We start from the raw sequence: 26220 nt of genomic DNA, 5'->3' as shown, positions 1-26220 counted from the left end.
TTGTTCCTCCTTCTCGTTAGCGGAAGCGCTTCGGCACATCCGGCTCCCCCAGCGTCAGCATCAGGCGGTTGGCCCAGTTGAAGAACGCGGTGGAGTTGATGACATCGATGATGGCTAGGGTATCGAATCCCACGGCCTCGAGGCGTTCAACGTGGGAGGCGTCGAAAGCAAAGGGTGACTCGGTCAGGGCCAGGGCGGCATCGCGAATGGCGGACCACTGCGCCGAGCCCAGGTCAGCATCTACGCCCTCCTCGAGCAGACGGTCAATCGCCGCGGCGTCACCGCCCTCTTCCTTGGCGCGCTGCTGGTGCACCGACGCGCAGTACTCGCAACCGTTGAGACGCGATACCACCGTGGCGGCCAGCTCACGCTCGGCGCGACCGAGTCCGCCGTCGGTGTTGTAAAAGATGTCCAGGTCCGTGAGCGTGCGCGCCTTGAGCGCTGCCGGGTCGCGGGCGAGCAGACGGAAGTACTCCATATCGATGCGCTCGGGCTTAATGAGCGCATCGCGCTGCGCGTCTGTGAACTCCTCCTTCGGCTGCGGCGGCACCCACGGCTTCCAGCCCAGCGAGTGCGCTACAAAGCCCTGCGGCTTGGCGACGTCCGGCACCAGCGTCCCCTCCCCCGGCACCCACTCCGGGGTCTGGGTGGGACGCGGCGCCTCAGTCACGGGCGCGGGCTGTGCAGTACCGGCAAGCACGGAGAGGCCGTGCGCCACGCGCAGCTGGAAAGACAGGAAGCTGACCAGCTGCGCCAGCGTCACGATGTCATCGTCGGACCAGCCGGCCGCCTGCAGGTGACCAATCGCAGCTGGAGAAGCATCCTTGGGGTGGAAGACCAGAAGGTGGGCGAAGTCGAGGGCGGCGGCGAGGCGCTGGGAGACCTCGAAAAGCGTGAAGCCGCCATCAATATACGGGCCGGTGGTGATGCCGCTCTCCACCGCGCGGGATATTTCGACGGCAAGCTCCTCTGATTCCTCCGCCAGCAGGTCAGAATAAAAGGCGACGGCAGGCGTCGCCTGATACACGCCCGCCACAAAGGTAGCGATGGCGTAGCGTTCCGCATAGCTGAACGTGCCGGGCGTTGAAGGTTCGAGGAGCGCGGCAAAGGAGGCCTGCGCGTTCTCCTTGGCCTCGGGCCGGCGCTCGCGCAGCTTGGCGACGTCCCCCTCAACACCCGCCAACAGGTTAATGATGTCTGCCATGAATGATTCCTTTCTTGTGTTCGCCCCAGGCTACAGACCCAGGTTGAGGTCGCCGGCGCGGTAGCGGGAGCCAGGGATGGCCTCGATGAGCTTTTGGGTAAACGGTGATTGTGGATTGCTAAAGACCTCGGCCGTGGCACCAGATTCCACCTGCTGCCCCTTCGAGAGCACCGATACGGTATCGGAGATTTGGTTGACCACCGCGAGGTCGTGCGAGATGAAAATGTAGGTCAGGCCGAGCTCCTCCTGCAGCCGCGCCAGCAGCCGCAGGATCTGGGCCTGCACGGTGACGTCGAGGGCGGAGACTGCCTCGTCGAGAATGACCAGCTCCGGCTCCACGATCATGGCGCGCGCGATGGCCACGCGCTGGCGCTGGCCGCCCGAGAGCTCGCGCGGACGGCGGTCGTAGTAGTCCGGGTTCAGCGCCACCAGGTCCAAGAACTCTTTGGCCTTTTCCTTGGCCGCGCTTGCACGCACCCCCTTCAAGTTCCGCAGCGGCTCCGCCACCGTCTGGCCGATGGACTGCTTAGGGTCCAGTGAGCCATAGGGGTTCTGGTAGACCAGCTGGATGTTGTTTCGCTCTTCGCGCAAGGCCTTACCGCGCAGGCCCACGATGTCGCGTCCGCCCACGGTGATGCTGCCGGAAGTCGGGGTGTTGAACATCGCGATGCTGCGCCCCGTCGTGGTCTTGCCGGAGCCGGATTCACCCACGATGGCGTGGGTCGAGCCCTTGGCCACGGTGAAGGAGATGTCATCGACCGCGGTGAAATCACCGAAGCGCTGGGTCAGGCCTTCCACGCGCACCAAGGGTTCGCCCGCGGTGCGGTCAGTGGTTGTGTCGGTCTTGACGACGGCGTTGCGCGACGTAGCTGCTCGGCCGGCGTCGGCGACGGTGAGGGAGGGGGCGTCGGCAAGCAGGCGTTTGGTGTAGTCGTGGCGCGGGTTCGTCAGCACCGTGGCGGCCAGGCCCTCCTCGCGCAGCTGACCGGACTCCATAACCACGACGCGGTCGGCGCGGTCACCGGCCACGGCGAGGTCGTGGGTAATGAAGAGGATGCCCATGCCGAGCTCCGCGCGCATGTCATCGAGGAGATCGAGGATGATCTTCTGCACGGTGACGTCGAGGGCGGAGGTCGGCTCGTCGGCGATGATGAGGTCGGGCTCTAGCGCCACGGCGGCGGCAATGAGCACGCGCTGCTTCATGCCGCCGGACAGCTCGTGCGGGTATTGGTGATAGCGGCGCGCAGGGTCATCGATGCCGACGCGCTCCAGCAACTCCAACGCCTTTGCCTTGCGCTCGGCGGCGGTGCCCACCTTGTGGATGCGCATGCCCTCCTCCACCGAGGCGCCGATGGTCTGGACTGGGTTGAGGGAGTTGTTCGGGTCCTGCGGGATCAGCCCGATGCGTCGCCCTCGCAACTCACGCCACTGGCGCCGGCGCAGCGAGGTGATATCGCGACCATCGAAGGTGATGGTTCCGGCATCGATCGTGGCATTCGAGGGCAGCAAACCGATGGCTGCCATGGCCGAGGTGGTCTTGCCGGAACCCGATTCGCCCACGATGGCGGTCATCTGTCCCGGGTGAACCTCGAGGTTGACGCCTTGCACGGCGGAAACGTCACCACCTGCGGTGGAATAGGACACGTTGAGGTCCCGCACGCGCAGCAGGGGCTGCGCTGCATTTTTTGTAACAGACATGTTAGGCCTCCACGGGGAAGTTTTGGGACAGGCGGTTGGCGGACATCACCATGGCGACCAGCGCGATGCCGGGCAGGATGATGAGCCACCAGGCGGTGGCCATGAAGTCACGGCCCTCGGCGATAATAAGGCCCCATTCCGGGGTCGGCGGCGGGGCGCCGTAGCCCAGGAAGCCGAGGATGGACAACTGCAGGATGGCGGTGCCGAACTGCAGCGTGGCCAGGGCGATGACGGGCGTGAGTGAGTTGGGAAGTATGTGGCGCAAGAGCACCGTGGCGTGGGTGGCACCGGCGCCGTATGCGGCCTCGATGTAGTCCGAGCTGGCCACGGTGATCACCTGGGAGCGGGCCAAACGGGCGAAGGTCGCGACCGAGGTCGCGCCGACGGCCACCGCTGCCTGCACGGAGCCGAAGCCCAGCACGATGATGATGGACAGCGACAACAGGATGCCGGGGATAGAAAGAAGCACGTCGACCACGCGCATGAGGACGGTGTCCACCGCTCCGCGCAGGGAGCCGGCGAGCAAACCGATGAGCGTGCCGACGACCAGGCCGACGGCCACGGCGATCAGCGCGCCGAGGAGCGACTGGCGGGCACCGTAGACGATGCGCGGATAGAGGTCGCGCCCCACCGCATCCGTGCCCATGAGGTGGCCGGACTCCCCCGGCGCCAACAGAGCTACGTCGGTGCCAGCATAGGGGTCGGCCGAGGTGAACAGACTTGGGAAAAGCGCGGCCAGGAAAGCGATCACGAGGACCACGATGGCGATGATGGAACCCGGCGCGAGCCAGGGATTCGCGGTGTGGCGGCGCGGCGCTCGTGAAGAACGCAGCGGATTGGTGTGCGTCATGCTCATGAGCGCACCGTCCTTTCCGAAGTAGCGGCCGAGGTGGTGGCGGAATCTGTGCTGCGGCGGGCAGCTCGCTCCGGGGCGCTGGCACGCAGGCGCGGATCCAGCACCGGGTAGAGCAGGTCCACCACGAGGTTGATGATGATGTAGGAGGTCGCAGCGATGAGAACCACGGCCAGCAGCACCGGGGTATCGCGGTTCGCCACGGCCTGCGCCACCATGTAGCCCAAGCCGGTGCGGCCAAAGACGGTCTCGGTCACCACGGCACCGCCGACGAGCTCACCGAAGAGCAGGCCCGCCATGGTCAAGGTGGGCAGCAGCGAATTGCGCAGGACAGTTCGCCAGAAGATCCACGCCTCCGAGGCACCGCGTGCGCGCACCGCCTGGACGAAGGGCCGCGATTGCGTCTCATCGATGGAGCGGATCAGCACTTGGATGAGCGGCGCGGCCATAGGAACCGAGAGCGTCACGGTAGGCAGGATGAGGCCCTCCACGCTGCCGGGTTCAATGACGCGCACCCAGCCCAGCTGGAAGGAAAAGAACTGGATGAGCAGGATGGCAATCCAGAAGCCGGGCAGCGAGACCATGAAGGAAGGCAGTCCCCGGAAGAAAGAACCGATGGCGCCAAGCCCCGGCAGCGTGGCCACAAAGGCCACGAGCACGGCCACGATGAGTGCGAGAACGATGGCACTGGCGGCAAGGATGAGGGTGTGGGGAAGGGCGTCGGCAAGCAGCGTGGCTACCGGAGCGCCCGACTGCGTGGAGTTGCCGAAGTGCCCGGTGAGGAAGCCACCCAGGGAGGTGAAGTACTGCACCACGAGCGGCTTGTCGACGCCCATCTCCTCCCGAATAGCCTCAATCTCCGCCTGGGACAGGCCCAGGGCAGGGTCGCCGAAGCGCGACTGGACGGCATCCGATGGCAGCGCCGACAGGAGCACAAAGGCCACGGTGTAGGTAATGAGCAGCACGAGGAGGGCCTGCCCAATGCGGCTGAAGAGTTGGCGGGTTGTCATTTATTTCTCCTCCTCATCCGATGCCGCGGCGTCGATGGACACCTCGTAGAACCACGGGCGCGCCACCGATTCCGGGCTAAAGCCCGAAATGCCTGGACGGACGGCGTAGACCACAGGTTCCTCAAAGAGCGGCAGCGCATAGGCCTGCTCGGTGATGTAGTCCTGGACTTCTTCCGTGGCCTTGATGCGGCCTTCCTTGTCGGGGGTGTCGAGGACGGCGTCGAGAAGCTCCTGCAGGTGCGCGTCGATTGGGGTGCCCTCCGCGTCTTGGTTGAGGAAGGCGTCGCGGTTGTTGATGCCGTAGAGCGAGGTGATGACGTCATAGTCGGCGCGGCCCACCATCGAGTGGTAGATCTGCACCTTGTCAACGTCCTTGGCATCGGCGTTCTGCGTGGCCTGGTCGCCGGCGTTGACTTGGATGCCGATGCCCAGCTCACCCAGCTGGTCCTGCACCATGGTCATGACTTCCTTGGAACGCGGCTGCGGCAACGCGGTATTGGTGCGCAGGACGAGGCGCTGGCCGTCCTTGACGCGGATGCCGTCCGGCCCGGGTTCCCAGCCGGCCTCGTCGAGGAGTCGCTTGGACTCTTCGGGGTCGAAGGCATAGGCGGCGGACTGGTCCTTGTAGGCCAGGCCGGTCTTGGCCACCGTCGAGGTGGCCAGTGGATAAGACTCGGAGAAGAGAACGCGGAGAATCTCCTCGCGGTCCACGCCGTGGATGATGGCCTCGCGCACGCGCTTGTCCTGCAGCAACGGGTGGTCGAAGCGGAAGGCGAACTGGTTGTTCATGGAGTTCGTGCCGCGCGAGATGATGCCAACACCCCGGTCCTTGAGCAGTGACTCCTGCGGTGCGGAGATCTGGCGGGCGATATCGGCCTGGCCGGAGAGGATGGCGCCAGTGCGCACGGATTCTTCGGCGGCGAGGATGTAGTGGACGCCGTCGATCTCCGCGCGCCCTTGGTGCTTCACGGCCGGCGGGGCCCAGTCGTAGTCCTCGCGGGTCTTGAGCTTGAGGTCGGTGCCGATTTCTTCCGATTCCACCACGAAGGGGCCCGAGCCAATGACGTTGACCGCGTTGCCGGGACCGAAGCCCTCGTTGTCCAAGGCCAGCGTTGAATCGGAGAGCAGGCCGGCGTTGTAGGCAGAGGTGGCCTGGAGGAAGCCCGGGGAAGGCTGGGTGAAGTAGAACTTCACGGTGTCCTCGTCCACGACCTCGCCGTGGTCATAGTTGGCGATCTGCTCTGAGCTGGTCAGCGTGCGGGACTTATCGCCGCGGCCGAAGAGATCGAAGTTGGCCACGACGTTTTCGGCAGTTAGCGGGGAACCGTCGGAGTAGGTGACGTCGGTGCGGATATTAAACGTGTACTCCGTAGCATCGGCGTTGACTTTGGGCATCTCCGTGGCAATCCACGGCGAAAGTTCGAGGGTCTCGGGGTCTTGGTACAGGAGACGATCGGTCAGCTGGTTGACCACGCCGCCGTTGGGATAAAAGCCGGCGGCCGGCGGGTAGAGCGTGCGGAAGAACTGCGGCTCTAGGTAGGTGAGGACGTTGTCCTCCCCGTCCGGCCGTTCCACGGCGGAGCAGCCGGCTAAGGCGAGGGCTGCTGCCAGGGTGGCGGCGAGTGCGCGTAGGGTTTTCACGGTATTGCTTTCAGAGAGTAGATAGTCGGTTTGAATTGTGTCTACGGATTTAACACAACGTATACTGACCGGTATTATTCCACTAGACAGAACAGTCTAAAAGTTTGAGGTTGATTTTTATGCCCTCCATCGCCATCGTCGGGGCCGGCCCACGCGGCATCTCGCTGGTCGAGCGCCTCGCGGCCCACCTGCGCGCGACCCCCCTTGAGTCACCCCTGCGCCTCCACATCATCGATGATGCCCCGCTGGGCGCTGGCCGCATTTGGGATACGGAGCAGACCCGCACGTTGTGCATGAACACGCTGGCCGGCGCGGTCACTCTGTTCACCGAGCCCAGCTCCACCACCACCGCGCCGGTCCTCGAGGGCCCCATCCTCTACGAGTGGATCCAGCTCCTGCGCGGCGAGCGCCCCGACATCGCGCCTGCCAAGCTGGAGCTTTATGATTCCCACCCGCCGCGCGAGGAGCTCGCTGCTTCCTTTGCCGAAGAGCTCGCGCACACCCGCCCGGAGTCCAACCCCTCCCGCGCGCTTTACGGCGCCTACCTGGAGTGGGTCTTTGAGGTTGCGCTGGCGCAGCTGCCGGAGAGCGTGGACGTCGTCCAGCACCGCGCCCGCGCGCTGTCCATCGGAGCCGCTGAGGACCACGATGTCATAGCACTTTCCGACGCCTCCACCGTCACCGCCGACGCCACCGTCCTGGCCTACGGCTGGCAGGTGCCCGCGCTGAGCGAGTCCGAACGCCCCCTGGCGGAGGCTGCACACTCGGACCTGCATTGGGTGCGGCCAGACAACCCCGTCGAACAGCCGGTGTCTGCGGTCCCCGCGGGCGAGAAGGTCCTGGTCCGCGGCCTGGGTATGGGCTTTTTCGACATCATGGCGCTGCTCACCATCGACCGCGGTGGTGAGTTTGTGGAGGATCCCTCCACGCGCTCCGGGCTGCGCTACGAGCCCAGCGGTGAGGAGCCGCACTTCATCGTCTCCTCCGGCCGCGGCTACCCTTATATCCCGAAGTCGGAATACCACGCGCTGCCGCCGAAGGCCGCCCTGACCCGCTTCCGCGCCGCGGTGGCCGCCCTGGATCCGGAGGCTGAGCTGAACTTCGGCACGCAACTACTGCCGCACATTCTGCGCGATGCCTACGCCGAGTACTACGAGAACCAGGCGCGGGTCGCACCCGATGCCCCGCAGCGCCCCCTCGCGGATATCATCGCCACCATCGACGCCACCGCGGTGGATGCCGACGACCTGACAGGCATGGCGGACCAGCTCACCGTAGCCCTCGAGGGTTCCTCCGCCCAGCCGTTAGATCTTGCGCACTGGGCGAACCCGCTCGATGATTTCACCGGTGGTGAGGTCACCGAGTACATTGCCGAAGGCCTAGCACGCGACATCATCGAGGCCGTCGCCGCCGCCGATTCCCCGCTGAAGTCCGCGCTGTGGGCTATCTCGGCCGCGCGCAAGCCCTCGTCGATTGCCGGCTCGGAAGGCCGGATGACGTGGGAGTCGCGCACCAGCACCTTCAAGGAGTTCATGGCCTTCGGGCAGATGGTGGGGTCGGGTCCGCCGCTCTTCCGCACCCGCCAGCTGCTCGCGCTTGTCGACGCCGGCCTCGTCACCTTCCTGGGGCAGCGCCCCCAGCTGGAGATCAGAGAGAAGTTCACGCTGCGCACCGTGCACAACGAGGCTTCCTCCGCCTGGCTTATCGACGCCTGGATGCACTCCCCCGATGTCCGCCGCGCCGGTGATCCTCTCGCGGTGTCCCTCAATGGGCGGGTGCGAGCGTTCGTCGACCATGGTCAGTCCACCGGCTCGCCGGAGACGACATGGAACCGCCGCGTGGTCAACCCCGGTGGCACCGAAGACCCGCGCCTGCACATCGTGGGCATCCCCACCTATTCGCAGTGGCCGGACACCACCATCTCCCCCATGCCCGGCACGGACCCACTCATGCTGCAGGAGACCGACCGCACGGCCGGCTCCCTGCTCGGCACGCTCTAGCCGCCGCGTGGCCCCGACTCATTCCTCGGGGTCACGTGCTATTTGCGTGCGAAGACCTGTTGCAGCGCCGCGACGCGGCTATCTAGTGGTGGAACGAGATTCTTCACATTGAGGTGCGCGTTCTGTCCCTTGAACTCCCATACGTGACCCGTAAACGCCGCAAGGATTGCGTCCTTTTCAACTTCGAGAGAAGGGGTCGCGTCGATAAAAGCACCGATAACATCTCGCCATAGCTGCGGGTCACGGGCGCAAATAATGTAGCCGTGCTTAGCCTCTTTGAGGAAGGCGATGAGGCATCTGAACACGCGCTCCTGAGACGGTAGAACAAGTCCCTTCTTGTTGTTGCTTTCGATGACCTTGGGGATGTCACCAGACGCTTTGGTCCTGTAGGGGAACATCTCCATGCGCACGATGTCACCTGCTCGCTCACCCGACTCCGGGCGCTGCGGAATGACCTCATTCCACGAAACAGGCTCTTTTTCTTCACAGTCATCGAAGAGGTAAAAGCGTGCGCGATCGAAATACCAGCCTTTGTCATCTGCAATGTCCCAGGGCAAGCGAGCGTTGTCGACGTCATTCGAGAACAGCGCCGCGACGTTGCCTTGATCCCTGATGAAGGGAGTAAAGGCCTCTCCCCCATCTTTTGTATTTGCTACGCCTTCCATACCGTCTCGAGACAGTCTGATGACGTCATTTCCGCCATATGCCGGATTCTTCAGCAGCCACAGGATGCGAATGTGCTCGATGCCGCTATCTAGCTTGACCGACAAGGATTCCGGAACGGTTCGCGTAAGGCTCGCGGCACTCTCCGCAGCCTCCGCGCTAAATGCCTCCTTGATTGCCTCGGCACTCTCCTCGATGCGCTCATCCTTAAATTCAGCACTAATGCGCTTCTTAAAGGCATCAGAAGGAGCGAAAACTGCGCCGCAGAGATACTCCTTAAACGTTGGGCTTTCGAGGTTAAGGCTGTCGCCATTGAGGGCATCTGCATTCCACTTAGTAAAAGTGGCAAAGTCCTGCTCGTGCATGCAAGATTTCAGGAATGCTTCCACGTTTTCACCTTGCGACGCAACGGTGGCCTGCGGGTACCTGGGGTGGGTTCCTTGGAGGAATTGAATGAACTCCTCGGTAGGTTCATCGGAACCGTTCGCAAATGGAACTGGAATCTCGTCGAAGTATGAGGCCCAGAACTCTCGTGCTGCGTCCACCTCATCGCTGAAGGACCCCAATTGTTGTGTGGTTCGTGTCATGCCTCTCCTACAGGTAGATTCTCCGATTACTAGTGTAAGGCGTCGAGGGCCTGCTCCAGGTCCGCGAGCAGGTCATCGATGGACTCGATGCCCACCGAGATGCGCACCAGGTCCGCCGGCGGAACCAGCTCGGAGCCCTCGGCGGAAATGTGCGTCATGTTCTGCGGGTGCTCGATGAGGGACTCCACGCCGCCGAGGGATTCGGCCAGCGAGATGAGCTTGGTGTTGAGACAAATCTGGCGGGCGTGCTCCTCGCTGTGGAAGCGCACGGACATCATCCCGCCGAAGCCACGCATCTGCTTCTTAGCCAGCTCGTGGCCCGGATGCGAGGGCAGGCCCGGGTAGAGAACCTGCTTGACCTCCGGGCGGGATTCCAGAAACTCGGCCACGGCCTGCGCATTGGAACAGTGGCGGTCCATCCGCACTTCAAGGGTTTTGATGCCGCGGGCGGTGAGGTAGGCGTCGAAAGGTGAGGACACCGCGCCGACGTTGCCCTGGAAATAGAGCAGGCGCTCATCCATCTCCGCGGAGTTGGTCACGACCGCTCCACCCAGCACATCCGAGTGGCCGCCCAGGTACTTCGTGGTGGAGTGCAGGACGTGGTCCGCACCCAACTCCAAAGGGTTCTGCAGGTAGGGCGTGGCAAAGGTGTTGTCGACGACGACTTGGGCGTCGCCAGCCGCCTTAACAACCTCAGAGACTGCGGCGATATCCGTGATCGTCGTCGCCGGATTGGTCGGGGTTTCCAACCAGATCAGCTTGGTGTTTTCCTTGAACGCCCCTTTAACCGCCGCGGCATCGGCGGTGTTGACGATGGACAGCTCGATACCCCACTCGCCGTAATCATGGTGCAGGAGGCGATACATGCCGCCATAGGCATCGTTGCCGAGGATGACGTGGTCACCTGGACGAACAAGAATCCGAATGAGGGTATCGACGGCCGCCATGCCCGTGGCGAAACAGCGCGCATACTCGGCATTCTCCAGCGCCGCGAGGGTCTTCTCCAGAGAATGAACGGTGGGGTTAGCCACTCGCCCGTACTCATAGCCGCCGCGCAACTGCGCGAGGCCGTCCTGTTGGTAGGTCGTGGAGGCGTAGATCGGTACGTTGATGGATCCCATGTAGGGATCCGGCTGGTAACCGGCATGGATTGAACGAGAGGAAAAGCCAAGGGTGCGGTTGTCAGTCATGAGGCACAATTCTAGACCAAGCTGTTCAGTCGCGGGAAAGACAAGCTTTTTATATTCAGCTCTCTTCCCTACCATCGGTAAGCGTCAGTTGTGAGCGATAGCAGAAAGGACACACGTGACCAGACCAACCGCATACCTAAGCGCTTCCTCCGAGCCAACCGACGGGGCTGTCGACGCAGTCACCCGCTGGTGGCAAACAGAAAACATGCAGTCCTGGCTCATCGACAAACCCATCGGCATCGCGCTCATCCTCATCGTCGCCATCATCGGCAGCTGGCTGCTGCGCCGACTCATCACCAAGCTGGCTGATAACAGCATCAAGAAGGGCAAGCTCAGCTCGCCGCTCTCCCCGCGCAAAGCGCACCGAACAACCGACAAAGTCCTCGAGCAAACACAGGAGGCTCGGCGCACCTCCCGCATCCAGACCCTCGCCGGCGTTGGACGCTCCGCGGTTGCCATATTCGTCTGGGTCTGGGCAGCGCTCGCTATCTTGGACAAGCTCGGAGTCAACGTCGCCCCGCTCGTAGCCTCAGCCGGCGTGGTTGGTGTCGCCCTTGGTTTCGGCGCCCAAGCGCTGGTCAAGGACTTCCTGTCCGGCATCTTCATGCTCATGGAAGACCAGTACGGCATCGGTGACACCATCGACCTCGGAAACGGGGTCTTCGGCGACGTGGAGTCCATTTCCCTACGTATTACCACGGTCCGCGATATCGATGGCGCGCTATGGTACGTCCGTAACGGCGAAATCTTGCAGGTGGCCAACCATTCCGACCGCTACTCCGTCGCCCGCGTGCAAGTCCCCATCGCACTGAGCAACGACCCCACCCGCGCAGTCGATGTCATCACCTCCGCAGCAGAGAACGCCGCCCGCGACCCCGAAATCAAGGGCTTCATCCTGGCCAAACCTACGGTCAATGGCATGTCCGGTTTGGAAGTTGACCACATGTCCTACCGCGTTTCCGTCAAGACGCTACCGGGCAAACAATGGGATGTGCAGCGCGCGATGCAGGCGAAAATCCTCACCGCCATGCATACGGAAGGAATTACCACGCCCTACCCGCGAGGGATGGCTATCTTTGATTTGGAAGAACCCAGCCTGACGCGAAAGGAAGATTAGGCGTGCAACCAACGAGCGTGTACGAAGCCGTCGGTGGAATGGAGACTTTTGAGAAACTCGTCGGTGGTTTCTATGCACAGGTGCGCGACGATGATCTCATCGGGCCGATGTACCCGCAGCAGGATTGGGAGGGCGCGGAAAAACGTCTGACCTGGTTCCTCGTGCAGTACTGGGGCGGACCCCAGCTCTTCTCAGAGAATCGCGGTCACCCGCGCCTGCGCATGCGCCACGCGCCCTACTCCATCGACATAGCTGCCCATGATCGCTGGCTCGAGCTCATGGGCAACTCGTTGGCGCAGATCGACGAAGACACCATCCCGCCGGCCTATCGCGCGATGATTTGGGACCACATGGAGCGAGTAGCGGCGATGCTCATCAACCGCGCACCCTAAAGCCCGAAGGCCTCCTTCACGGGCTGGGACACCAGCTCTCCCCCGCGGGTCATCAGACCATTGGCCAAGCCCGGGAAGCGCTCGACTGCACCGTCGAAGCCTCCGGCAGCCAGGGCGCGCATGTACGGCAAGGTGGCCGAGCCGAGTGCGCGTGCGGAGGTGTTCGCCACCGCGCCCGGCATGTTGGCAACACAGTAGAAGAGGGTGTCGTGCACCTTGAAGGTGGGCTCATCGTGCGAGGTCTTGTGGGAGTTCTCGAAGCAGCCGCCTTGGTCAATGGCAACGTCGACAAGCACGGCGCCCTTCTTCATGCGCTTAACCACATCCTCCCGAACCAACTTCGGGGCGGCAGCACCGGGTACGAGGACGGCGCCGATGACGAGGTCGGCGGCGAGAAGCTCCGCTTCCAGCGTGGCAGGGTCCGACACCAGGGTGCGCACGCCGCCCTGGTACTGCTCATCGAAGCGCTGCAGGACGTGTGGGTCGAGGTCGAGCACCGTGACTTCCGCGCGCAGGCCGTGCGCCATAGCCACCGCGGACGCGCCAACCTGGCCACCGCCGATGACCACCACTCGCGCCGGTTGGGTGCCCGGCACGCCGGAGACCAACAAGCCACGCCCACCCTGCGTGGACAACAGATGGTGAGTTCCCTCAATGACGGCGAGGCGCCCGGCCACCTGGGACATCGGTGTCAAAAGCGGCAGAGTGCCGCGGGCATCGGTAACCGTCTCATAGGCCACGGCGGTGGTTCCGGCCTCAACCAGGGCGTCCGTCAGCGGACGGTCCGCCGCCAGGTGGAGATAAGTGAAGAGCAGCAGATCCTCGCGCAGGTAGCCATACTCGGCCTCGAGCGGTTCTTTGACTTTGACCACCATGTCCGCCGCCCAGGCCTCCTTGGCGGTGGCGACGATCGTCGCGCCCACGGCTTGGTACTCGGAGTCCGGAAAAGAAGCGCCTTCTCCGGCCCCAGTTTCCACTAGAACCTCATGGCCATCTTTGATGAGTGCGTGCGCAGCGCTCGGGGTAAGAGCGACGCGGTTCTCGTTGTTCATGATTTCTTTGGGTGCCGCAATACGCATCGTGCGAGTCATCTCCTTTTATTAAAGAAACTGAATTCGACCCCTTAATGGTAACGCAAATCACGCTGCGTTGCGGGCGTAGAAACCACACAGTTTTCCTTCCGCGGTGCCGCGCCCCGCCGCGGACTCTGCGGCGGCGAGGCTGGAGACGTTTTAGAACAAAGACAGCCGCGTGGAGTGATAAACACTGCCATAGGGCGCGTCGAGGCGCACCCACCGCCCCTTGCCCGCCACGCGCAGGTGGCGGGGGATATTGAGTGACGCAGCAAAGCCCGGGATGAGGCCCAAACTCGTGCAGGCGAAGATCATCCGCATAGGAATCTCTACTTGGGTCTCCGCGCTCTCCACGGTGAGCACGGTTTGATTCAACAGGCTTTTCGGAGGTCCCATCGGACCAGAGAATTGCCGAGCTAGCTGCCGGCCTTTATCCGCTAAGTCACGGACGACGTCGACAGGCAATGAATCAATCTCTCGAAACCCCGTTGCCGGCGGCAAGGCCCCCGGCCATGAGGGGTCGCGCGCGGGGCCTAGGTCAAGCACCCCCGCCCCGTCCTCCTCAAGAAGGTGTTCGGGGGTGGTGCGGAGGGCGTCGAGAAGCGCCTGCGCCGACACCACTGCCCCATCGCGGCCAACGACGCCCTCGCAGCGCCGCGCTACGACGACATCGAAGGGGGTCGTGACAAAAACCTCAACGTGGGTGGCGTCGTATTGACGCAAGCGCACCGTCGCTGAGGCATCCAGCCCCGTCGCACGAGCGAGGAGGGCCTGCAGCCCCACCCCGCCGTTGTGCAATGTCAGGGATTCACTCTCCATAATTGCGCTGGCCGCCTACTGCTCGTCCAACTCGACGACAGCATTTTCCAGGATGATGGTGCGCTCCTGCTCAGAAACCTCTCGCGGCATCTGGGTATCTGGATCAATGGTGACCTGCACACAGTCGATGACGCAGGCCACCTGGCCCTGCGCGTCCTTGATTTTCTGGCGAGTGGTAAACGACGTAGTTCCAAGGCGCACCACCGTGGTCTCCACTGTCACCGTGCCGTGCCGTCCATCCCACTTGATGGGGCGAACATAGTCCGCGTCGATGTGGCGAACAAAAGCCACCATGTTTAGGCCACGTGAATAGAAGTGGTGCATGGCAAAGGCCAAGCGCGCCTCCTGTGCCAGCTCGATAAAGTTGGCGTTCATCATGTGGCCGTACATGTCGAAGTCCGACCAACGCACTCCCACGGTGAGCTCGTGGACGTTGTCCTTAGTCTCCTCCGACACAACATTCTGAGCGGGCATTCCAGAATCCTTCCGAAGATTTCCTTTGAGTGTTAGGGCTGAGCGGCCCTAGCGGCTGAGCTTGCGGTGGGTAACGCGAGACGGACGGGCGGCGTCCTCACCGAGGCGCTCGACCTTGTTCTTCTCGTAATCGCCGAAGTTACCCTCGAACCAGAACCACTGGCCTTCCGCGACGTTGCCTTCCCAGGCCAGGATGTGGGTACAGGTGCGGTCGAGGAACCAGCGATCGTGGGAAATAACCACGGCACAGCCGGGGAACTTTTCCAGCGCGTTTTCCAGGGAGCCCAGGGTTTCCACGTCCAAGTCGTTGGTCGGCTCATCGAGGAGGATCAAGTTGCCGCCCTCTTTGAGGGTCAGGGCCAGGTTCAGGCGGTTGCGCTCACCGCCGGAAAGAACCTTAGACGGCTTCTGCTGGTCCGGGCCCTTAAAACCGAATGCGGAGAGGTAGGCGCGGGACGGCATCTCGTTCTGGCCAACGTGGATGTAGTCCAGCCCATCGGAGACGACCTCCCACACGGTGGCCTCTGGGTCGATGTTTTCGCGTCCCTGGTCAACGTAGGAAAGCTTGACGGTCTCGCCGACGGTGACAGAACCGGAATCCGGCTCTTCCAGGCCCACGATGGTCTTGAACAGGGTGGACTTACCCACACCGTTCGGGCCGATAACACCGACGATGCCGTTGCGCGGCAGGGTGAAGGACAGGTCCTTAATAAGGACGCGACCATCGAAGCCCTTGGTCAGGTTCTTGACCTCCACAACCTTGTTACCCAGGCGCGGCGGGGTCGGAATCTGAATCTCCTCGAAGTCGAGCTTCTTGTACTGCTCGGCTTCTGCAGCCATCTCCTCGTAGCGCTGGAGACGGGCCTTGTTCTTGGCCTGGCGCGCCTTCGCACCGGAGCGAACCCACGCGAGTTCTTCCTTGAGGCGCTTCTGCAGCTTCTTGTCCTTAGCACCAGCAACTTCGAGGCGCTCTGCCTTCTTCTCCAGGTAAGTGGAGTAGTTGCCCTCGTAGGGGTAGAGCTTGCCGCGATCAACCTCACAGATCCAGCCCGCAACGTGGTCGAGGAAGTAGCGGTCGTGGGTCACGGCCAGGACGGCGCCCGGGTAGGACTCGAGATGCTTCTCCAGCCACTGGACGGATTCGGCGTCGAGGTGGTTAGTAGGCTCGTCGAGCAGCAGGAGGTCCGGCTCACTCAGCAGCAGCTTGGCCAGCGCGACGCGGCGGCGCTCACCACCGGACAGGTTAGTCACCGGGTCATCAGACGGCGGGCAGCGCAGTGCCTCCATGGCCTGCTCGATCTTGGAGTCAACCTCCCACGCATCCGCGTGGTCGAGCTCCTCCTGCAGCTTGCCCATTTCTTCCATGAGCTCGTCGGAGTAGTTGGTGGCCATCTCTTCCGCGATCTCCTCGAAGCGCTGCTTCTTCTGGAAAATCTCCCCGAGGCCTTCTTCGACGTTCTCGCGGACCGTCTTCTCCTCGTTGAGCGGCGGCTCCTGGAGGAGGATGCCGACCGTCTTGCCCGGGTCAATGAAAGCCTCGCCGTTGGAAGGCTGATCGAGGCCGGCCATAATTTTCAGGATCGAGGACTTACCTGCACCGTTGGGGCCCACGACGCCAATCTTGGCGCCCGGGTAGAAAGCCATAGTGACATTGTCCAAAATAACCTTGTCACCGATGGCCTTACGCACGTTTTTCATCGTGTAGATGAATTCGCCCATGTTTCACCCTTTACTTCTGTCAGGATTGGTCAATAACAGTACAAAGAGTACATCACATGGGCGGTGGTAGTCCCCCGTCCTTAGGCCATAGCTTCTTCTGGCGCCGGTTCTCGGTGAGGTTCGGTCGCACTCTGCGCTTGCTGACGATCCGCCGCAGTATCCTGCGGGGTATCTCCCGACTGCAGAGCAGCCGGCAATGCCTCATCCTCCGCAGTACTCGGCGGTGCCGTGTAATCCACATCCGGTACTGGCGGATTCTCCCCCAGCCAGAGGGCTTCGCTGCCCTCCTCACCATAGGAGGTACCAATCTTGGTGGAGGTAATGCAGAAGCGGTTGAGGTCAAGGCCCACGTGGGCGATCTTGATATAGGTCCTAGAGCGCTTTGCCCCGTTCTTATCCTCCCACCGGTCCGTGACAATGGAGCCCATAACAAAGACCGGCATACCCTTAAACAGGGACTTCTTAACGTTGATGGCGCACTGGCCCCACACCTCACCGTCGATATAGTTAAGGTCCAACTCCCGCCACACCGTCTTGCCCTCCTCATCCTTCTCCGGAACGCTGCGCGAGGAAGCAAAGCGGAGGCGGGCCTTGTACATGGTTTCGCTGATTTTGGTCAGGTGGGGGTCGTGAGTCAGGCGCCCCGTGAGTGAGATTGGGTATTGAGACATTGCGTGATTCCTTTGCTGTTTGTGGCTGGTGCTCTTTTCAATGCGAGGAAGCGATGCGCCTCCCGTACCTCGCATCATCGCCACCGATCAGCGCGCCCGCAATGGCCTCACTGCCAACCTGTGGATAACTTGTTGAAAGCATCAACAACATATCCGTTTCGCCCGGTAAGGACTCCTTTTCACGCACCCAGGGTGCGCACTCCCGCTAGTGCTGGCGGAAGGTGGAATCATCCCCTTCGCTCATCTGCTTGAGCATGGCGTTATAGCTTTCCAAATCAGCATCACCGTCAATATCCGCCTTAGCATCATGGCGCCGAGCGGTGGCACGATCCTCCCGCAGCCAGTCGAGGAAGAGCGAACCAAACACAATCACCAGCGGGAATTGGCCGAAGCCCCAGGAAATACCGCCGCCGGTTCGTTGGTCCGTGACAAAGTCCGGGTGCCACGGCAAGCTCAAGGACTCATAGAAGTCCAAGCCCAGAATGACTTGCATCTGCATGAGGTAGACGCCAGCAAAAAGGTGCAGGGGCATCGACACGAAGAGGATGAGCAGGCGAATGCCCGTCGGCGCGCGCCACGGCAACGGGTCCGGGCCAATAACCTCCCAGTAGTAGATGTAGCCAGAGATCAGGAAGACCCAGTTCATGATCACGTGCCCAGCGTGTTCCGAAATGGCGAGCTCATAAAAGTTCGGGAAAAGATAGAGCACGTAGAGGAAAGCCAGGAACTGCACAACGTTGACCGCTGGATGCGTAAGAATGCGCAAGGTACGAGCCTTGGTGAGGGCGACGGCAGCGTCGTGAAGCGTGGGCTTGCCCGGCTCCCCAGGCTCAAAAGCTTCCATCACTAAGGTCACCGGAGCGCCCAGCACAAGGCACAGCGGGACTGCCATGGACAGAATCATGTGCACCAACATGTGCATGGAGTACAGCGCCGGCATATACAAGCCGATGCCATTGCTCATGATCAGCGTCATGCCCAGCGCTCCCACTAGGAACCACGCAGTGCGTCCTGCCGACCACGTCAGCCCGCGGCGCTTGAGGCGCCACAGCGCGTACAGGTAGAAGCCGGCCAGCACGATCCCCAGCGAGCCAAACATGAGATCAAAGCGGAACATGGTCCACACGTTGGTGGCGGTGGGGGCGTCGAAAAGCTCATAGCCCAGCAGGATCTGCATGGCATTGAGATTCGGGTCCCGCGGCGGCGGGGGCGGCGTACGGCCCATCGAGATGGCCACGCCAACGGTCGCCGCCATGATGAGAACCTCAACCACAGCCACCCTGATAAACAGGCGCGGCGAACTCTTCAAGTGAGGGATGGTGACCCGTCGGTGCACGAAGCCGATGGCCGCCAACACCACGGTGAGCACCGCTTTGCTCAGCACCAACAGGCCGTATCGAGTAGTGAACAGATCCCCGAACTCAACGCGAATCAGCGCATTAACTACGCCTGTAGCTGCCAGCCCCACGATGGAGAACAAAGCGACCGTGGAATAGCGACGCACCGCCACACCCATATCTGGGCCAAGGCGGCGGCCATGGGCGATGAGCCCCATGAGTCCACCGACCCAGAGCATGATGAAGAACAGGTGCAGCAGCAGCGAGTTCGTACCGTAGTCATGATCGCCGCCGGAAGCCGAGTGGCCCTCCATCCCGAGAGGCACCGTCAGCAACAATGACAAGAAAAACGTTCCGACCTGGCCCGCCCACGTGCGTGCGACAAAACCAGATACGGCAACAACCACTGCGATAGCTGCGGTGAGCAGCCAGACTTGCGACGCCGCGATCTGCCCCACTGCCATGCCCATCAGCTCTGGGTTGAGAACCTTGGCCAACGGGGTGCCGGTGAGATCCGACATGACGAGAGGGACCTCTAATAAAGACACCACCGCGGCGCCCACCGCCGCCCATGCGCCGGTCCGCGCTGCGATGTGCCCATCGACGGTGAGCGTGGCCTTGATGAGACGCTCGTTGTCCTTATCCGGTACCGCCGGGTAGATAAAGAAGGCGCTCGACATAAAGGAGCCGATAGAAAGCGCCATGAGCATCCACGCGATAGCGCGGAAGAAGGGCAGGCCGAACGTTGTCATACGCCCTGGGTCGGGGATGCCTAGGGCGGCGAGCGAGTCCGCAAGAAAGAACAGAGAAATGATTCCGCCCACGAGGCCCGCGAAGACGACGAAAGAAAGATTCAACAAGCGGGAAGGCTGCGCTCCCGACGTCGAGCGCGCCGCCCCCCGAAAGCGCTGTGAGCTGGGAGTTTCTTTCTCAGTGTGCATGGTGGGCAGTCTACCGTCACGGAGGTTCTCTTACCTAAAAAGTAGTTTTTTCTAAGCTTTCGGGTAGTCTGCTCTTATGGACTCTCGCCAGCTTCACCATTTTCGGTCCGTTGTGGACCACGGTTCATTCACGCAAGCTGCGGAAGCACTGCAGCTCACGCAACCTTCTTTAAGCCTGACCGTGCGCAAACTTGAAAAGGATCTCAACGTGAAGCTGCTCTCCCGCGGGCGCGGTGGAGTCCGAACCACAGAGGCCGGAGATTACCTCTATGGCGTCGCTACCTCGATAGATTCCCTTCTTACCACCGCCACCACGCGCCTTGCCGAAATTGCATCCGGCAGCGCGGGCTCTGTGACGTTATGCTCCGCCCCCGAGTTCAACTGGCTTTATATGCCAGAGATTCTGTGCCGCATGCGCCAGCGCGCACCGGAGGTAAGTGTTTCCTTAAAGGACTTAGAACCAACCGCCACGTTGAGAGAGGTCCTGGATGGCTCAGCGGAGTTGGGAATCCTCCTCACCACTAACCCACAGCGCTTCCACCAAGACTACGGCGCGCAGCTCACCATTGACTGCGCCGCAGAAATGGAGGTGCACGTCGCGCTCCCCGAGAGGCTTAAAGGCTTGCCCGACCCCGTGCGGTTGACCGACCTGAGCGCTGAGACCTGGCTCTTGCCGCCGCGCTGGCCGGAACTCAGCGGTTTGCCGGAAGCAATGGATCAGGTGTGGGCTAAGGCAGCATTAAGCAAGCCCGTTACAGTCCAAGAAGTTCCCACGTTGCAAACGGGGTTGCCACTCGTGGCGGGCGACTACGGCATCAGCCTCCTGCCGCACACCGCGCAGGCTTTGGGCCAGCAGGGAGTCCACTTCCGGCGAATCGCGGAAGCCCTCCCGACCGTGCAGGCGCTCGTCATCCACCGCGCGGACCGTGCGCTGAGCCCCGCGGCGCGCACGCTTAACGACGTCCTCCTCAACGCCTACGCCGAGCCAACGCCAGCGGTAGCCCGATAATCGGACTACACGCCCCAGTGCGTTATGATGGCGCGGTACGCCTCCATAGCTCAGTGGATTAGAGCAGTGGGTTTCTACCCCATGTGTCGCGGGTTCGAATCCTGCTGGGGGCACGCAGGTCAGGGACACTTTTTGGGGTTTTATTAAGCCTCGGAAAGTGGCCTTTGGGCACAATTTGGACACACTTTTATGGACATCACCCTCGCGACTTTTGACCACGCTCCACAATCCGCGCTGCGCGGAATGCGCTTCAGCAATGCCTGGGGGACGTCACCAAGCTATGCGGAGTCACGCCGCGGAGTGCTCACCGGGCAGTACCCGCAGCGCGGAGCCACAACGCGCATCACGGACATTTTTGCGGCAGCTGGCTTCGAGGTTCGGGAGGATACCCGCCCCGCATCGTCACGGGTCTTTCGGCTTCTTGAGCAACCAGACCCCCACGTGTTGGATGATCTCGATGGCGTCGTAGCGGTGTGTTCCCTGCAGGAGGATAAGGCCGCGATGTCTCTCCTGTGGCCCGGGGTTGCAGAGTCCGGGGAGTGCACTGAGCTTGTCTCCCCGCTCGACCTAGCTCCTACCCTCGCGGCGATCGCGGGGCTTGATGTGCGCCCCAACGCGCCCTTGTCATTCGACGGGCTCAATTTGGTGCCGGTTCTCCGCTATGGCGCTTCCGGGCACGGGGCTCTCTTCTTCGACTACGGCGTACGCATGCAGGACGCCACGCTTGTCGACGGCACCGCAACCCCACCCAGCGCCCTGCCGCGTCTGCGTGATGAGTGGGAAACGTGGAAGCGCTTCATGGCGATGGGCCCGCTGCAGTAATTTGTAGAAACTAAACTACCGATTACTCCACTGGAATGACGACCCAGAGGATGAGGTAGAGCAGAATTCCTGAGAAGCCCAGCAGCGTGGCAACAACGAAGAGGATTCGCACCAAGGTCGGGTCGAGGTTGTAGGTCTGTGCGATGCCGCCGCACACGCCTCCGAGCATCGTGTCAGTTGTGGAACGGGTCAAACGTTGGTTGTTCATGATGTCTCCTTTCACTGTCCATTATCCAGAGTTGGGCCGAAGGGTTCATCGGTGTTTACCCTGATTTAGACCCTGATTGCTCTACGCTGGGTGGAAACTTCCCACCCTGAGAGAAAGGACGCCGTTTCATGGCTCACTCCCCCGGGCTGCCCGCCCCTACCCGCTCCTCGTATGCGCTGCTGACCGGCGCTAGCCAGGGCATTGGCGCTGCGATGGCCAAGGACCTAGCCGCCCGTGGCTACAACGTCATTCTCGTTGCCCGCCGCGAAGACGTCCTTGAATCCATCGCCGCGGACCTGCGCTCGCGCCACGAGGTGGACGCCATCGCGCTGGCAGCGGACCTCTCCGAGGCCGCAGACGTGAACCGCGTCATCGAGTTCATGGCGGGCAAGGAAATCTCCATCATCGTCAACTCGGCGGGCATCGCCAGCTTTGGCAAGTTCATGGAGCAGGACTGGGATTATGAAACCCGGCAGTTCGACCTCAATGCAAAGGCCGTTCACCGCCTGACGCGCGCCGCCCTTGAGCAGATGCTGCCGCGACGCAGCGGCGCTATCTGCAACGTGGGATCGGCCGCGGGCAACGTCTCCATCCCGAACAACGCCACCTACGTGTTCACCAAGGCAGGTGTTAACGCGTTCACGGAGGCCCTGCACTACGAGCTCAAGGGCTCCGGCGTAACCTGCACGCTGCTTGCCCCCGGCCCGGTGCGCGATGCCGTCATCCCCGAAGAAGAGCAATCCATCGTGGACAAGGTAGTCCCGGATTTCTTGTGGACCACCTATGAGTCCTGCTCCGAAGAGACCCTGGAGGCCATGGCCCGCAACCAGCGCCGCGTGGTTCCTGGGCCGCTATCAAAAGCAATGAACGCGTTGGGCAAGATTGTGCCCACCCCAATTGCTGCACCGCTTATCGGCAGCTTCTATTCCAAGATGGCCTAGGACATAAAAATGCCCGCTCTCCCCCGTGGAGAGCGGGCATTGCTTTACTTGCCTTGGAGCGGCGATTGCTCCGCGATAGCCTTCTGAGCGGCCTCCTCCCGGGCGAGCTTGCGCTCTACCCAGAACTCGGCGTTCTTGATGCCCAACGCTTCTGGGTCAAATTGCGGGTCCTTGCCAGCTGCCTTCTGTGCGCTGTAATCCTTGAGGCACTTGAGGGCCGGGACCTGGAGGAAGAGGATGGCGATGATGTTGAGCCACGCGGTCGCGCCAACGCCGATATCGCCCAGCGCCCAGGCAGCACCCGGAGTCGTCGTTGCGCCAACAACCACGGACACCACGAGGAGAATGCGCAGGAGCCACACCAACGCGCGGCGGGCGGTCTTGTTGCTAATCCAGCGGTTGAAATAGGTCAGGTTGACCTCCGCCATGTAGTAGTACGCCAGAACGGTGGTAAAGGCGAAGAAGGCAATAGCGATGGCAATGAAGCTCGGGCCGAAACCTGCCAACAGGGTGTCCAGACCGTGCTGGACAAAGCCCGGACCGACCTCGACCCCATCCGGGATTGCACCGGCGTAGCGCACTGGGCCATCCTCCGACTCGCCTTCGAAGACCTTGTACATGTCGGTAGAGATGATGATGAATGCGGTAGCAGAGCACACGAAGAGGGTGTCAATGTAGACCGCGAAGGCCTGCACGAAGCCCTGCTTGGCTGGGTGGGATACCTCCGCAGCTGCGGCAGATTGTGGGCCGGTACCTTGGCCTGCCTCGTTGGAGTAGATACCGCGCTTCACGCCCCACATGATGGCCGAGCCCAATAGGCCGGAGAAAGCCTGCTCCGCGCCGAAAGCGGACTTAAAGATCATGCCGAAGACCTCGGGGATCTGGTTGAAGTTCATGATCAGGATGATGATGGCAAAAAGGATATAGGCGCCGGCCATGAACGGGACCACGAGGGAGGCGAAGTTAGCGATGCGCTTCACGCCACCAATAATGATGATGGCGAGAATTCCGCCCAGAATCACGGCAGACCAACCGACCTCAACACCCCAAGCGTTCTGTACGGCCGCAGCCACGCCGTTAGCCTGAATGCCGGGCAGGAAGTAGCTGGTGGCAAGGATCATCGCAATAGCGAAGACGATTCCATAGACCACCATGAAAGGACCGGCCTTGGTGTGCTTATAGGCCTTCTCGATGTAATAAGCCGGACCACCGCGGTATTCGTCGGTGTCTTGGTCCTTCTCCTTATAAACCTGCGCCAAGGTACATTCCACGAAAGAGGTTGCGGAACCCAGCAGAGCCACCGCCCACATCCAGAACACAGCACCTGGGCCGCCGAAAGCGATCGCGGTTGCAACGCCCGAGATGTTTCCCACGCCAACGCGGCCCGCCAGGGAAATCATCAGCGATTGGAAGGACGAGACACCTGAATCGGAGCTTTCGCCGTCCTTCAGCTGCTTAATCATGTCCGGAATGCAGCGCACCTGTAAGAACTTGGTGGCCAGGGTGAAATAAATTCCCGCGCCGAGGCACAGGAAGACTAATGCTGGTGACCAAATTAATGAGTTGAGAGTGTCAAGAAAGGCTGACATCGGTAGGTTTCCGTCCTTCGATATATGTGAGTGCCATCACTTTAAAGGCTGACCTAATAATGTCCCATCTCCCAAGGGTTTGGTGAGAGAAATCATGAAAAAGTTCAAGAAGCCCTCGACACTGCCCCTCAATGGCAACCAGAAAACCCCAGCACACCTCGAATAAAAAGGCACCTTCCACAACGAGACCCCTCCTCACCCCCATTTACCCCCATCTCAGCCGACTAGGGCACCTCCCAAACCATGACCGAAGAGAAACTATGGTGGAAGCCATGAGTGATATTCCCGCCAAAAATGACCGCCTCGTCTGGATCGACTTGGAGATGACCGGACTTGAACCGCAGCGCCACGTAATCGTGGAAGTCGCCGCCGTCATCACGGACGCCGAATTAAACATCCTCGACGAGGGCCTCGACCTCGTCGTGCACGCTACAGAGGAAGAACTGGCGGAGATGGATGACTTCGTCACCGAGATGCATGCGAAGTCCGGTCTCGACAAGGAAATCCGGGAATCCACGATCACAATCGAAGAGGCAGAGGAGGCGGTACTGAAGCTCGTCGAGAAGCACTGCGACGCCAACCACCCTGCTCCCCTTGCAGGCAATTCCATCGCCACGGACCGCACCTTCATTCGCGAATACATGCCGCGCCTGGACGCCGCGCTGCACTACCGAATGATTGACGTTTCCACGATTAAGGAACTAGCACGCCGCTGGCACCCGCGGGCATACTACAACCAGCCACAAAAGGGCATGGCACACCGAGCCCTGCAAGACATTATTGAGTCCATTCGAGAGCTCGACTTCTACCGCCGCAGCGTATTCCGCACGGACGACGGCCCCTCCACCGCGGAAGCGGAGGATCTTAAGGCTGCCACTACCGATGATTACCAGGCGTTTTTGTAAATTCAACGAGGTGAGTTAACCTGTATCTCGTTGCTTTCAGGCAACGATGGTGGCTGTAGTTCAGCTGGTAGAGCACCAGGTTGTGATCCTGGGTGTCGCGGGTTCGAGCCCCGTCAGCCACCCCGAAAATACCCCCTGACCTTGGGAAGCAAGGTGAGGGGGTTTCTTATTTGGGGGTTAACGATCAAAATGTCCCTTAACCGGGGCTTAAGGGTCAAAATGTGTGTCTGACTCGGCGTGTCGTCGGGGCTAGATTTGGCCGCTTCCAGGCCGGATGACTGGGCGTAGACGGTGTGGCTTAAGGGACATTTCGTGTGGATTTGCGGCGTGTCGCACTAAGGGACATTTCGTGTGGATTTAGGAGCGTCCGGCCCAGCCTTTTCTTATGCCTAAGCTGGGGTTCCACTCGTTGTCGATATGGGTGTCGAATGTGGCAGGTCGCCCGTCTGGGTGGCCGCGTCGTGTGAGCTCTTCTTTCGTCTAGGCCGCGTATGCCGCTTCTCCCCATTGCGTCCAAACTCTTGATGCCTGGCTAGGTCCAGTGGATGTACAGGGGCTTCGGTGCGGACGTCACCATAGGAATTGACCTAACCGCTCCAGCCGCGGCTTACCTACCACAGACCTAGGACTATCCGGTGTTGATTTCACCGATCAGGCTGTTGGAACCAATTTAGAATCAAGATCACTGCATTATCCCAGGCTGCCCCGGGAATCCGTATCGATTTATCCACACGAAATGTCCCTTAAGCCCCTTAACCCCTAGGGCTAGATTTGGCCTTTTGGATGCCGATTAAATCGAGTGTAGTTGGTGTCGATGGCGTTGCCGTAGAGGGCTGGTCGTCCTGTTTCGTGGTCGGCTTGGTTCTCGTTGTGGGTCAGGGTTTGTACTTTGGCGAGTTGGTCCTGTCCCCAGTTGGATTGCCTGGCGATTTCTACGGGATCGTCGGGCAGTTCAGTTTTTAGGTAGAGCCACCACTCCAGCATTCGGCGTTGGTGTTCTCCGCGTCGTCCGCGGTGGGTTCGTGCTAGTAGTTTCAGCTGGGAGTTGATTCCGCCTTCCAGGCTGTTGGTGGTGGCTTTGATCCGGTCAGTATCAAGGACTTCTTCAGGCGGGTTGAGGTAGACAAATAGCAGTTTGCTGCGCCAGAGGTGGTTGAGGCTGTTGTAGGCCTTGCGCACGTTGGCATGGGTCCAGGTTCGTGTCCAGCGACCTGTTTGGGGGGTCTTTGACTGTTGCGACCGGCTATTTGGTAGCAGTGTCGTGACTATCTGGTAGCGCTTCAGTGAGTATCTGGTAGCAGCTCGCGGCGCTCGGGGTGATACTTCCGGTAGCCGCACCACTCGGGTGCGGCGCGTA

General features: G+C 61.5%; 23 protein-coding genes, 2 tRNA genes and 1 pseudogene. 9 read left to right on the top strand and 17 right to left on the bottom strand.

What is annotated here, in order from left to right; all coding sequences use genetic code 11:
- Positions 1-16 precede the first annotated feature (16 nt).
- From ACUY3D_RS06785 to ACUY3D_RS06765, 5 genes are read right to left on the bottom strand one after another with little or no spacing between them, the layout of a single operon-like run.
- Positions 17-1204, bottom strand: coding sequence for an alkylhydroperoxidase domain protein (locus tag ACUY3D_RS06785; protein WP_448240666.1), 1188 nt, complete (start codon positions 1202-1204; stop codon positions 17-19).
- A gap of 30 nt (positions 1205-1234) precedes the next feature.
- A complete protein-coding gene (locus ACUY3D_RS06780; RefSeq protein WP_154737241.1) occupies positions 1235-2902 on the bottom strand; it encodes a dipeptide ABC transporter ATP-binding protein in 1668 nt (555 codons plus the stop codon).
- Between the two features lies 1 nt (position 2903).
- Positions 2904-3758 (bottom strand): ABC transporter permease, encoded by an 855-nt coding sequence (locus ACUY3D_RS06775; protein WP_448240664.1) that lies wholly within the window; start codon positions 3756-3758, stop codon positions 2904-2906.
- A complete protein-coding gene (locus ACUY3D_RS06770) occupies positions 3755-4765 on the bottom strand; it encodes an ABC transporter permease (RefSeq protein ID WP_070522266.1) in 1011 nt (336 codons plus the stop codon). Before ACUY3D_RS06770 ends, ACUY3D_RS06775 begins: the two co-directional genes overlap by 4 nt.
- Entirely contained in the window at positions 4766-6406 is a 1641-nt protein-coding gene (locus ACUY3D_RS06765) for a TIGR04028 family ABC transporter substrate-binding protein (RefSeq protein WP_448240662.1), read from the bottom strand.
- Positions 6407-6525: 119 nt separating this feature from the next.
- Between ACUY3D_RS06765 and ACUY3D_RS06760 the strand changes: the two genes are divergently transcribed.
- On the top strand, positions 6526-8406 hold the full coding sequence (locus ACUY3D_RS06760; protein ID WP_070563702.1) for an FAD/NAD(P)-binding protein: 1881 nt from the start codon (positions 6526-6528) through the stop codon (positions 8404-8406).
- Positions 8407-8444: 38 nt separating this feature from the next.
- On the opposite strand, the gene ACUY3D_RS06755 is transcribed toward ACUY3D_RS06760, so the two are convergent.
- Together ACUY3D_RS06755 and ACUY3D_RS06750 are read right to left on the bottom strand one after the other, a co-directional pair.
- Positions 8445-9656, bottom strand: coding sequence for a hypothetical protein (locus ACUY3D_RS06755; protein ID WP_070563705.1), 1212 nt, complete (start codon positions 9654-9656; stop codon positions 8445-8447).
- A 29-nt stretch (positions 9657-9685) separates the two neighbouring features.
- Entirely contained in the window at positions 9686-10846 is a 1161-nt protein-coding gene (locus ACUY3D_RS06750) for a cystathionine gamma-synthase (RefSeq protein ID WP_070563708.1), read from the bottom strand.
- Positions 10847-10961: 115 nt separating this feature from the next.
- Between ACUY3D_RS06750 and ACUY3D_RS06745 the strand changes: the two genes are divergently transcribed.
- Positions 10962-11963, top strand: coding sequence for a mechanosensitive ion channel family protein (locus ACUY3D_RS06745; RefSeq protein WP_070683775.1), 1002 nt, complete (start codon positions 10962-10964; stop codon positions 11961-11963).
- Positions 11964-11965: 2 nt separating this feature from the next.
- Positions 11966-12355 carry a globin gene (locus ACUY3D_RS06740; protein WP_083299178.1) on the top strand — a complete coding sequence of 130 codons (390 nt, stop codon included), beginning with the start codon at positions 11966-11968 and terminating at the stop codon, positions 12353-12355.
- Here the strand turns inward: ACUY3D_RS06740 and ald are convergent.
- The 6 genes from ald to ACUY3D_RS06710 all read right to left on the bottom strand — a co-directional run bounded on the left by ald (position 12352) and on the right by ACUY3D_RS06710 (position 19389).
- A complete protein-coding gene (gene ald, locus ACUY3D_RS06735) occupies positions 12352-13434 on the bottom strand; it encodes an alanine dehydrogenase (RefSeq protein ID WP_070563714.1) in 1083 nt (360 codons plus the stop codon). The two genes, ACUY3D_RS06740 and ald, sit on opposite strands and share 4 nt — an antisense overlap.
- 153 nt (positions 13435-13587) lie before the next feature.
- Positions 13588-14247, bottom strand: coding sequence for a DUF8185 domain-containing protein (locus tag ACUY3D_RS06730; protein ID WP_070563717.1), 660 nt, complete (start codon positions 14245-14247; stop codon positions 13588-13590).
- Positions 14248-14262: 15 nt separating this feature from the next.
- The gene (locus tag ACUY3D_RS06725; protein ID WP_070531521.1) at positions 14263-14721 is read right to left on the bottom strand and encodes an acyl-CoA thioesterase; all 459 of its coding nucleotides are present in this window, start codon (positions 14719-14721) and stop codon (positions 14263-14265) included.
- Positions 14722-14769: 48 nt separating this feature from the next.
- A complete protein-coding gene (gene ettA, locus ACUY3D_RS06720; RefSeq protein WP_070563720.1) occupies positions 14770-16440 on the bottom strand; it encodes an energy-dependent translational throttle protein EttA in 1671 nt (556 codons plus the stop codon).
- Positions 16441-16520: 80 nt separating this feature from the next.
- Positions 16521-17111: a single-stranded DNA-binding protein gene (locus ACUY3D_RS06715; protein WP_070563723.1), complete on the bottom strand. Its 591-nt coding sequence runs from the start codon at positions 17109-17111 to the stop codon at positions 16521-16523.
- A gap of 205 nt (positions 17112-17316) precedes the next feature.
- Positions 17317-19389: a bifunctional copper resistance protein CopD/cytochrome c oxidase assembly protein gene (locus ACUY3D_RS06710; protein ID WP_070563726.1), complete on the bottom strand. Its 2073-nt coding sequence runs from the start codon at positions 19387-19389 to the stop codon at positions 17317-17319.
- Between the two features lie 76 nt (positions 19390-19465).
- On the opposite strand from ACUY3D_RS06710, the gene ACUY3D_RS06705 reads away from it, so the two are divergent.
- From ACUY3D_RS06705 to ACUY3D_RS06695, 3 genes are all read left to right on the top strand, one after another.
- On the top strand, positions 19466-20398 hold the full coding sequence (locus ACUY3D_RS06705; RefSeq protein ID WP_070531529.1) for a LysR family transcriptional regulator: 933 nt from the start codon (positions 19466-19468) through the stop codon (positions 20396-20398).
- Positions 20399-20437: 39 nt separating this feature from the next.
- Positions 20438-20511 (top strand) — tRNA-Arg (locus tag ACUY3D_RS06700).
- A gap of 76 nt (positions 20512-20587) precedes the next feature.
- Positions 20588-21220 (top strand): hypothetical protein, encoded by a 633-nt coding sequence (locus ACUY3D_RS06695; RefSeq protein ID WP_070531532.1) that lies wholly within the window; start codon positions 20588-20590, stop codon positions 21218-21220.
- Between the two features lie 22 nt (positions 21221-21242).
- On the opposite strand, the gene ACUY3D_RS06690 is transcribed toward ACUY3D_RS06695, so the two are convergent.
- Positions 21243-21428 (bottom strand): PspC domain-containing protein, encoded by a 186-nt coding sequence (locus ACUY3D_RS06690; protein ID WP_010191177.1) that lies wholly within the window; start codon positions 21426-21428, stop codon positions 21243-21245.
- A gap of 128 nt (positions 21429-21556) precedes the next feature.
- Between ACUY3D_RS06690 and cmrA the strand changes: the two genes are divergently transcribed.
- Positions 21557-22369 carry a mycolate reductase gene (gene cmrA / locus ACUY3D_RS06685; protein WP_070531534.1) on the top strand — a complete coding sequence of 271 codons (813 nt, stop codon included), beginning with the start codon at positions 21557-21559 and terminating at the stop codon, positions 22367-22369.
- Between the two features lie 44 nt (positions 22370-22413).
- On the opposite strand, the gene ACUY3D_RS06680 is transcribed toward cmrA, so the two are convergent.
- Positions 22414-23958 (bottom strand): alanine/glycine:cation symporter family protein, encoded by a 1545-nt coding sequence (locus ACUY3D_RS06680; protein WP_070561394.1) that lies wholly within the window; start codon positions 23956-23958, stop codon positions 22414-22416.
- Between the two features lie 272 nt (positions 23959-24230).
- On the opposite strand from ACUY3D_RS06680, the gene orn reads away from it, so the two are divergent.
- Entirely contained in the window at positions 24231-24863 is a 633-nt protein-coding gene (gene orn, locus ACUY3D_RS06675) for an oligoribonuclease (protein ID WP_070522488.1), read from the top strand.
- A 49-nt stretch (positions 24864-24912) separates the two neighbouring features.
- A tRNA-His gene (locus ACUY3D_RS06670) sits at positions 24913-24985 on the top strand.
- Between the two features lie 235 nt (positions 24986-25220).
- Here the strand turns inward: ACUY3D_RS06670 and ACUY3D_RS06665 are convergent.
- Positions 25221-25426: pseudogene (locus ACUY3D_RS06665) on the bottom strand (IS256-like element ISCau1 family transposase); the annotation flags it as partial.
- A 202-nt stretch (positions 25427-25628) separates the two neighbouring features.
- The coding region (locus ACUY3D_RS06660) for a transposase family protein (RefSeq protein ID WP_527249344.1) at positions 25629-26220 on the bottom strand (592 nt) is incomplete at its 5' end.

The sequence above is a fragment of the Corynebacterium guaraldiae genome (assembly GCF_053480195.1).
Note: the sequence above shows the minus strand (reverse complement) of the source record. Positions and strands in the feature narration are given on the sequence as shown.

Excerpts from the sequence above, each read along its gene's own strand:
- ACUY3D_RS06705 (WP_070531529.1), top strand. The coding sequence starts at position 19,466 with ATGGACTCTCGCCAGCTTCACCATTTTCGGTCCGTTGTGGACCACGGT.
- cmrA (WP_070531534.1), top strand. The coding sequence starts at position 21,557 with ATGGCTCACTCCCCCGGGCTGCCCGCCCCTACCCGCTCCTCGTATGCG.
- ACUY3D_RS06780 (WP_154737241.1), bottom strand. The coding sequence starts at position 2,902 with ATGTCTGTTACAAAAAATGCAGCGCAGCCCCTGCTGCGCGTGCGGGAC.
- ACUY3D_RS06695 (WP_070531532.1), top strand. The coding sequence starts at position 20,588 with ATGGACATCACCCTCGCGACTTTTGACCACGCTCCACAATCCGCGCTG.
- ACUY3D_RS06750 (WP_070563708.1), bottom strand. The coding sequence starts at position 10,846 with ATGACTGACAACCGCACCCTTGGCTTTTCCTCTCGTTCAATCCATGCC.
- ACUY3D_RS06730 (WP_070563717.1), bottom strand. The coding sequence starts at position 14,247 with ATGGAGAGTGAATCCCTGACATTGCACAACGGCGGGGTGGGGCTGCAG.
- ACUY3D_RS06775 (WP_448240664.1), bottom strand. The coding sequence starts at position 3,758 with ATGAGCATGACGCACACCAATCCGCTGCGTTCTTCACGAGCGCCGCGC.
- ald (WP_070563714.1), bottom strand. The coding sequence starts at position 13,434 with ATGCGTATTGCGGCACCCAAAGAAATCATGAACAACGAGAACCGCGTC.
- ACUY3D_RS06770 (WP_070522266.1), bottom strand. The coding sequence starts at position 4,765 with ATGACAACCCGCCAACTCTTCAGCCGCATTGGGCAGGCCCTCCTCGTG.
- ACUY3D_RS06680 (WP_070561394.1), bottom strand. The coding sequence starts at position 23,958 with ATGTCAGCCTTTCTTGACACTCTCAACTCATTAATTTGGTCACCAGCA.
- ettA (WP_070563720.1), bottom strand. The coding sequence starts at position 16,440 with ATGGGCGAATTCATCTACACGATGAAAAACGTGCGTAAGGCCATCGGT.
- ACUY3D_RS06785 (WP_448240666.1), bottom strand. The coding sequence starts at position 1,204 with ATGGCAGACATCATTAACCTGTTGGCGGGTGTTGAGGGGGACGTCGCC.
- ACUY3D_RS06725 (WP_070531521.1), bottom strand. The coding sequence starts at position 14,721 with ATGCCCGCTCAGAATGTTGTGTCGGAGGAGACTAAGGACAACGTCCAC.
- ACUY3D_RS06690 (WP_010191177.1), bottom strand. The coding sequence starts at position 21,428 with ATGAACAACCAACGTTTGACCCGTTCCACAACTGACACGATGCTCGGA.
- orn (WP_070522488.1), top strand. The coding sequence starts at position 24,231 with ATGAGTGATATTCCCGCCAAAAATGACCGCCTCGTCTGGATCGACTTG.
- ACUY3D_RS06710 (WP_070563726.1), bottom strand. The coding sequence starts at position 19,389 with ATGCACACTGAGAAAGAAACTCCCAGCTCACAGCGCTTTCGGGGGGCG.
- ACUY3D_RS06760 (WP_070563702.1), top strand. The coding sequence starts at position 6,526 with ATGCCCTCCATCGCCATCGTCGGGGCCGGCCCACGCGGCATCTCGCTG.
- ACUY3D_RS06755 (WP_070563705.1), bottom strand. The coding sequence starts at position 9,656 with ATGACACGAACCACACAACAATTGGGGTCCTTCAGCGATGAGGTGGAC.
- ACUY3D_RS06715 (WP_070563723.1), bottom strand. The coding sequence starts at position 17,111 with ATGTCTCAATACCCAATCTCACTCACGGGGCGCCTGACTCACGACCCC.